A 7498-nucleotide genomic window follows, 5' to 3' on the forward strand; every position below is an offset into this window, starting at 1 on the left:
CAAGAACGCCGATCCGCCGGCCCCACCGTTCTCCCCCGCCCCGCCGGACCCGCCATTTCCGCCATTGCCGAAAAGCCAGCCACCCGGTCCGCCGGGCTGACCTGTCCCCGGCGCCCCATTGGTGCCATCGCCGAACAGCGGCCGCCCGGTCAGGGTCCGCCAGGGCGAGAACGACTGAACGTCCGCGGCCGCTTGTGCGAGGGTTTGCAACGGCGCCACATTGGCCGCCTCGGCGACCACGTACTCACCGCCCGCGCCGCTCAGCGCCTGCACGAATTCGGCGTGAAAGGCCGCCGCCTGAGCGCCGAGCGCCTGAAATTGCCGGCCATGGCTGGAAAACAACGACGAGAGCGCCGCGGACACCTCGTCTTGCGCCGCGGCCACCACCCCCGTCGTCGGGGCCGCCGCCGCGGCGTGCGCAGCGCTCACCGCCGAGGCGATCTCCCACAAATCCTTTGCAGCCGAACTGAGGAACTCTGGGGCCACCGCCAGATACGACATCGCCACCTCTAATCGGGTCGTCACCATATCCGGGTGAATCGGACGAACGGGACAAGTTACGAGAGAATATTGTGCCGGGTGGCGGCTGCGGAAGGGCTAGGTTTCGAGGGCCGGCCCGCAGCGACCACCGAGCCCACGTTTCGCCGCGCCTTCCGCGGGTAGACGCGATGCACCGCAATAAGGAAGGCGCCATGGCCACCGGACACGAGTTACCCGAAAAAGCCTTCACCGCAGAAGACGTGGAACTCGCCGAACGCAGAGTTGCAGACGCCCGCGAACGCGCCGCCTACGCTGGGCTCTCGGCCGCCAGCAGCATCGAGGAATCCGCACGCCAACACGAGCGAGTCGCCAGCCTGCACGACCGGACCGCCGAACGGGGCGATTCACACGTCGCGGTTCACGAAGACTCTGCCAGCCGTCATCGCCAGGCCGCGGCCGACGACCGCAAGATGGCAGCGCAGAAGCGCCGGGAGTCCGAGGCCGACCTGATGCTCCGCACCGACGGGTAACGGCACCCCGCGGTTGACCGCGAGTAAGGCAACCCTTAGTTTGTGGGGGTAACTTACCTACGCGAAGGGTGCCGGATGCAGACGTTTGCGTCTCGTCAGGGAGGGCGACCTCCACTGATCGCGGTGGAAGATGTCGTTCGGGCGGGCCGCGAGCTCGGGATGCAACGCCTCAGTGTCAACGCCGTCGCGGCGCGGCTCGGCGTATCGGCGACCGCCCTGTACCGTCACGTCGCCAGCAGGTGGGAGCTCGAGCGCTTGGTCGGCGAAAGCCTGCTCGCCGAGCTCGAGCTGCGCGACGACCCGGCGTCGGACACCGAGCCGCACCTGCTGTCGTTCGCCCTGCAGCTCCGCGACTTCACCGCCGGGCACCCGGGACTGGCCTCCTACCTTCAGGTGCTGTTCCCGCGCGGCGACGCCGGCGCCCGGTTGCTGGCCACCGAGGTCGGGGCGCTGGGCCGGCGCGGGTACTCCCCGGACGCCGCCGTGGTGCTGAGCAGTGCGGTGGCCACTCTGGCGATCAGCCTGGCCGCGCGCGAAGAAAACAACGCCAACGCGACCGCGGGAGACCACGGGGGCGGCTTTGCCGTGGAACGCGACGCCGCGGCCGCCCGGTTGGCCGGCGACGCGCGGCTCGGCGCGGCCCACGCCGGACTGCCGCAGGTATCGGATGCGGAGTTCGTGCGGCTGCTGCTGGCCGCGTCGATCCGGGGCCTGGTCGCGGCGATCCCGCCCGGCCGCTCGATCCGGGAGGCGATGGCAGACCTCGGCGCCGCAGGAGTGGACCGCTGATGGCGCGCGGCATCCAGGGGGCGATGCTGCGGGGCTTCGGCGCCCGCGACCACATCGCGACCGTCCTCGAAACCGTCCGCATCGCACCGCATTTCGTGCGGGTGCGGATGGTGTCGCCGACGCTGTTCGAGGACGCTCAGGCCGAACCCGCGGCATGGCTTCGCTTCTGGTTTCCCGATCCGGACGGGTCGAACACCGAATTCCAGCGCGCCTACACGATTTCCGAGGCCGACGTGGCGACCGGCCGCTTCGCGGTCGACGTCGTGCTGCACGAGCCGTCGGGGCCGGCCTCGGTCTGGGCGCGCACCGTGCAACCCGGCGCGACGATCGCGGCCATGTCCCTGATGGGCTCGTCGCGTTTCGACACCCCCGACGAGCAGCCGGCGGGCTACCTGCTGATCGGCGACGCCGCGTCGATCCCCGGCATGAACGGGATCGTCGGAACCGTCCCGCCCGACGTCCCGATCGAGATGTACCTCGAGCAGCACGACGACGACGACACGCTGATCCCCCTCGCGAATCACCCTCGGCTGCGGGTGCATTGGGTCACGCGCCGCGACGAGCGGTCGCTGGCCGCGGCGATCGAGAGCCGCGACTGGTCGGACTGGTACGCGTGGGCGACGCCCGAGGCGACGTCGCTCAAGCACGTGCGAGCCCGCCTGCGCGACGAGTTCGGGTTTCCCAAGTCCGAGATTCACGCCCAGGCTTACTGGAGCGCCGGTAAAGCGATGGGCACGCGCCGCGGCGACGAGGCCGACGTCCCCGCGAAAAGCCCGCAACCGCAGGAGGGGCCGGCGACGGCCGAGGCGCCCGCGTCGCGCGGCAGTTGGCGCGCCCAGGCGGCCGGCCGGTTGCTCGCCCCGCTGCGCTCGGCGCTGATCGTCTCCGGTGTGCTGCAGGCGGTGATCACGCTGTTGCAGCTGGCGCCGTTCCTGCTGCTGGTCGAGCTGGCCCGGCTCCTGGTCTCCGGGGCCGGGGCGTCTCGGCTGTGGGCGGTCGGCGTCGCGGCCGTGGGGCTGCTGGGGACCGGCACGGTGCTGGGCGCCGCGCTGACGCTGTGGCTGCACGTCGTCGATGCGCGCTTCGCAAACCAATTGCGCACAAGGCTTTTGACCAAGCTGTCCCGGCTGCCGCTGGGCTGGTTCACCGCTCGGGGGTCGGGGTCGGTCAAGCAGCTGGTGCAGGACGACACGCTGTCGTTGCACTATCTGGTCACCCACGCGATCCCGGACGCGGTCGCCGCGGTCGTGGCGCCGGTCGCGGTGCTGGCCTACCTGTTCGTGGTCGACTGGCGGGTGGCGCTGGTCCTGTTCGGGCCCGTCCTCGTCTATCTGGTGCTCACCTCCTCGCTGACCGTCCAGTCCGGGCCGCGCATCCCGCAATCGCAGCGCTGGGCCGAGAGGATGAACGGGGAGGCCGGGGCCTACCTCGAGGGCCAGCCGGTGATTCGAGTCTTCGGCGGGGCCGCGGCATCGAGCTTCCGCCGCCGCCTGGACGAGTACGTCGGGTTCCTGGTGGCCTGGCAGCGGCCGCTGGCCGGCAAGAAGACGTTGATGGATCTCGCCACCCGCCCGTCGACGTTCCTGTGGCTCATCGCGGTGACGGGCACCCTGCTGGTCGTCGCCGGGCGGATGGACCCGGTCAGCCTGCTGCCGTTCTTGTTGTTGGGCACCACATTCGGCGCGCGACTGCTCGGCATCGCCTACGGGCTCGGGGGCATCCGCGCCGGGATGCTGGCCGCCCGGCGCCTGCAGAACGCCCTCGACGAGCCCGAGCTCGCCGTGCAACCACGGCAGGCGATCCACGGTGATTCGCCGGCGACGGTGGTGTTCGATCACGTCACCTTCGGCTACCGGCCCGGCGTTCCCGTGATCCGGGACGTGTCGCTGACGCTGCGGCCCGGCACGGTCACCGCGCTGGTCGGCCCGTCGGGCTCCGGCAAGTCGACGCTGGCGGCGCTGCTGGCCCGATTCCACGACATCGAACGGGGCGCGATACGCGTTGGGGGACAAGACATCCGGTCACTGACCGCCGACGAGCTGTACGCTCGGGTCGGATTCGTGCTGCAGGAAACGCAGCTCGTGCACGGCACCGTCGCGCAGAACATCGCGCTGGCCGTGCCCGACGCCACCGCCGCCCGGATCGAGGCCGCCGCGCGCGAGGCGCAGATCCACGACCGCATCACCCGACTGCCACACGGCTACGACACGATGCTCGGCGCCGGCTCCGGGCTGTCGGGCGGCGAGCGCCAGCGGCTCACCATCGCCCGCGCCATCCTCGCCGACACCCCGGTGCTGATCCTCGACGAGGCCACGGCGTTCGCCGACCCGGAATCGGAATACCTTGTGCAGCAGGCGCTCAACCGGCTCACCCGGGAACGCACCGTGCTGGTGATCGCCCACCGGCTGCACACCATCACCCGGGCCGACCAGATCGTCGTCCTCGACCACGGCCGCATCGCCGAGCGCGGCACCCACGACGAATTGCTCGCCGCGGACGGCCGCTACCGCCGGCTGTGGGACACCGGCCAGGCCGACGCCGTGCCGGCGGTCGCGGTGCAGGAGGGGTCGCGATGATCCGCACCTGGATAGGGTTCCTGCCCAAAGACCGGCGCGCCAAGGTCATCGCCTACACGGCGCTCGCCCTCGTCTCCGTCGTGGTGCGCGCGGTGGCCACGGTGCTGCTCGTCCCGCTGGTGGGCGCGCTGTTCGGTGACGCCCCGCAGCGGGCCCTGGTGTGGCTGGGCTGGCTCACCGCCGCGACGGTGGCCGGGTGGCTGATCGACACCGCGACCGCGCGCATCGGGTTCGACCTGGGTTTCGCCGTCCTGGATCACTCCCAGCACCACGTGGCCGACCGCCTCCCGGATGTCCGGCTGGACTGGTTCACCGCCGGCAACACCGCGACGGCGCGGCAGGCGATCGCCGCCACGGGGCCCGAACTCGTCGGCCTGGTGGTCAACCTGCTGACGCCGCTGGTCACGGCGGTCCTGCTGCCGGCGGCCATCGCGGCGGCCCTGCTGCCGGTCTCCTGGCGGCTCGGCGCGGCCGCGCTGGCCGGCGTGCCGCTGCTGCTGGGCGCGTTGTGGGCCTCCACCCGCCTGGCGCGCCGCGCCGACGCCGCGGCCGCCGACGCCAACACCGCGCTCACCGAACGGATCATCGAGTTCGCCCGCACCCAGCAGGCGCTGCGGGCCGCGCGGCGCGTGGAGCCGGCCAGCAGCCAGCTTGGTGACGCGCTGGCCGCGCAGCGCGGCGCGACGATGCGGCTGCTGGCCATGCAGGTCCCCGGCCAGCTGCTGTTCAGCCTGGCCAGCCAGCTCGCCCTGATCGTGCTGGCCGGGGCGACCACGGCGCTGACGGTGAACGGCACGCTGTCCGTGCCGGAGGCCGTGGCGTTGATCGTGGTGATCGCCCGCTACCTGGAGCCCTTCACCACCATCAGCGAGCTGGCCCCGGCCCTCGAGAGCACCCGCGCCACGCTGGACCGGATTCGTGCGGTGCTCACCGCGCCCGTGATGACCGCAGGGGCCGCCGCGCTGCCCGACGCCGCCGCGGCGCCCAGCATCGAGTTCGACAACGTCACCTTCGCCTACGGTTCCGGCGCGCCCGTGCTCGACGGCGTGAGCTTCTCGCTGCGACCGGGAACCACCACGGCGATCGTCGGCCCCTCCGGCTCGGGCAAGAGCACCATCCTGGCGCTGATCGCGGGCCTGCACGAGCCGAGCGGCGGCCGCGTGCTCATCGACGGCGTGGACGCGGCGCAGCTGGACGCCGAAACCCGCCGTGCGGCCAGCAGTGTCGTGTTCCAGCACCCGTACCTGTTCCACGGCACGATCCGCGAAAACGTCTTCGCCGGAGACCCATCCGCGGCCGACGAACGGTTCGCGCGGGCGATCGCGCTGGCGCGGGTCGACGAACTCACCGCCCGGCTGCCCGACGGCGCCGACACGGTCGTCGGCGAGGCCGGCTCGACGCTGTCCGGCGGCGAACGCCAACGCGTCAGCATCGCGCGCGCCCTGCTCAAGGGCGCACCGATACTGCTGGTCGACGAGGCCACCAGCGCCCTGGACAACGAGAACGAGGCCGCGGTGGTCGACGCGCTCACCGCCGACCCACGCTCGCGGACCGGGGTGATCGTCGCGCACCGGCTGGCCAGCATCCGCCACGCCGACCGCGTCCTGTTCCTCGACGACGGCCGGATCGTCGAGGACGGCACGGTCGACGAACTGCTCGCCGCGCGCGGGCGCTTCGAGGAATTCTGGCGGCAGCAGCGCGAAGCCGCGGAATGGAACATCGTTGCCGAGTAGGGCCACCGGGTAGAGCACGGGCCTCACCGCGGCTCTTGCCGTATGCCTTACAGTAGATCTCCTCAGTCGATCGTTCCAGCACTGGAGGCCTGCGTATGAGCGCCGTGGTGTCGATCCCGCGCTACCCCGGCGACGTGACCCCCGAATGGCTGTCGGCCGCGCTGAGCGACGGCCGCGCGCCCGTCGAGGTCTCCGGCGTGGACGTGGTGGCCATCGGCACCGGGCAGACCGGGGCGACCTATCGGGTCACGGCCAGGTATACGAGCGACCCGGGGGACCTGCCGGGGACCTTCGTCGTCAAGCTGCCCGCCCAGGACGACAGCGTGCGCGACCGGGTCGTCATCGGCTACCGCAGCGAATGCGCGTTCTACTCGTCGGTGGCCGAGCGGGTGCAGGTGCCGACGCCGGACTGCTTTTACTGCGAGATCTCCGAGGACGCAATGGATTTCGCGCTGCTTCTCGCCGATCAGGCGCCTGCGGTGCAGGGCGATCAGCTCGCCGGCTGCGGCGAGGCCGAGGCGCGCCTGGCGGTCGCCGCCCTGGCCGGCCTGCACGCGCCCAGCTGGTGCGATCCGGTCTGGCTGGATTTTCCCGGCATCGCGTTCGGCCGGCCCGACGAGGCCGGCGCCGGCGGCATGGGCGAGGTCGCGAAAATGAGCGCGGACATCACCCTCGAGAGGCTGGGCGATCGGATGAGGCCCGAGGACCGCGATACCTTCGGCGCGGCAATGGGTTTGGTGGCGCCGTGGCTGCTGGCCGAGTACGACCGGTTCGCCCTGATGCATGGGGATTACCGCTTGGACAACATGCTGTTCGACCCGGAACGCACGCGGATCAGTGTCGTCGACTGGCAGACGCTCGGCGTGGGGCTGCCGGCCAGGGACCTCGCCTACTTCACCGCGACCAGCCTGAATTCGCAGCTGCGCGCGAGTATCGAAGAGGACCTCGTCGCCGAGTATCACCGGGCGCTGACGGATTGCGGGGTCACCGACTACGACCGCGAAACGTGTTGGCGCGACTACCGGCTCGGCGTGCTGCAGGCGCCGCTGATCTCGGCGCTGGGGTTCGCCTTCGCCGCGGCCACCGAGCGGGGCGACGACATGGTGCTGACCATGCTCGCCCGGGGCTGCCGGGCCATCCGCGACCTGGGAACGCTGGACCTGATCGGCTAGAGGTCGCCGGTGAAGTCGGCGCTGAGCCAGCGGTCGGGGCGGATGGTGTACAGCGCCTCCTCGACGCCCTCCATGCTGCGGACGAACGCGCGCCCGCCCTCCTCGCCGAGGTAGCGGATGGCGAGCGCTTCCTGCAGATCGGGCGGGGCGGGGCGGGGGGGGTCGCCGGCGGGGGCCCCCCCCCCCCCGCACCTTGTGGGCGACGCCTCCCTCTGGGC

6 protein-coding genes and 1 pseudogene are annotated in these 7498 nt (G+C 71.7%); 5 read left to right on the plus strand and 2 right to left on the minus strand.

Annotation, left to right across the window (positions count from 1 at the left end; translation table 11 throughout):
* The coding region (locus tag BST11_RS26190; protein WP_142276591.1) for a PE family protein at positions 1–501 on the minus strand (501 nt) is incomplete at its 3' end.
* Positions 502–692: 191 nt separating this feature from the next.
* On the opposite strand from BST11_RS26190, the gene BST11_RS26195 reads away from it, so the two are divergent.
* The 5 genes from BST11_RS26195 to BST11_RS26215 all read left to right on the plus strand — a co-directional run bounded on the left by BST11_RS26195 (position 693) and on the right by BST11_RS26215 (position 7280).
* Positions 693–1010 (plus strand): hypothetical protein, encoded by a 318-nt coding sequence (locus tag BST11_RS26195; RefSeq protein WP_083141093.1) that lies wholly within the window; start codon positions 693–695, stop codon positions 1008–1010.
* Positions 1011–1133: 123 nt separating this feature from the next.
* A complete protein-coding gene (locus BST11_RS26200; protein WP_244897789.1) occupies positions 1134–1799 on the plus strand; it encodes a TetR/AcrR family transcriptional regulator in 666 nt (221 codons plus the stop codon).
* The gene (locus tag BST11_RS26205) at positions 1799–4375 is read left to right on the plus strand and encodes an ABC transporter ATP-binding protein/permease (RefSeq protein ID WP_083141090.1); all 2577 of its coding nucleotides are present in this window, start codon (positions 1799–1801) and stop codon (positions 4373–4375) included. The genes BST11_RS26200 and BST11_RS26205 overlap by 1 nt, the downstream gene beginning before the upstream one ends.
* Positions 4372–6108: an ABC transporter ATP-binding protein gene (locus BST11_RS26210; protein WP_083141091.1), complete on the plus strand. Its 1737-nt coding sequence runs from the start codon at positions 4372–4374 to the stop codon at positions 6106–6108. Before BST11_RS26205 ends, BST11_RS26210 begins: the two co-directional genes overlap by 4 nt.
* Before the next feature lie 95 nt (positions 6109–6203).
* Entirely contained in the window at positions 6204–7280 is a 1077-nt protein-coding gene (locus BST11_RS26215; protein WP_083141092.1) for a phosphotransferase family protein, read from the plus strand.
* Here the strand turns inward: BST11_RS26215 and BST11_RS26220 are convergent.
* Positions 7277–7498, minus strand: a pseudogene (locus tag BST11_RS26220) (pyridoxamine 5'-phosphate oxidase family protein); the annotation flags it as partial. The gene BST11_RS26215 and the pseudogene BST11_RS26220 sit on opposite strands and share 4 nt — an antisense overlap.

The sequence above is a fragment of the Mycobacterium alsense genome (genome assembly GCF_002086635.1).
Classification (GTDB): Bacteria; Actinomycetota; Actinomycetes; order Mycobacteriales; family Mycobacteriaceae; genus Mycobacterium; species Mycobacterium alsense.

Bases quoted from the DNA above. Each gene is read 5' to 3' on its own strand.
- BST11_RS26195 (WP_083141093.1), top strand. From the start codon at position 693: ATGGCCACCGGACACGAGTTACCCGAAAAAGCCTTCACCGCAGAAGAC.
- BST11_RS26205 (WP_083141090.1), top strand. From the start codon at position 1,799: ATGGCGCGCGGCATCCAGGGGGCGATGCTGCGGGGCTTCGGCGCCCGC.
- BST11_RS26210 (WP_083141091.1), top strand. From the start codon at position 4,372: ATGATCCGCACCTGGATAGGGTTCCTGCCCAAAGACCGGCGCGCCAAG.
- BST11_RS26215 (WP_083141092.1), top strand. From the start codon at position 6,204: ATGAGCGCCGTGGTGTCGATCCCGCGCTACCCCGGCGACGTGACCCCC.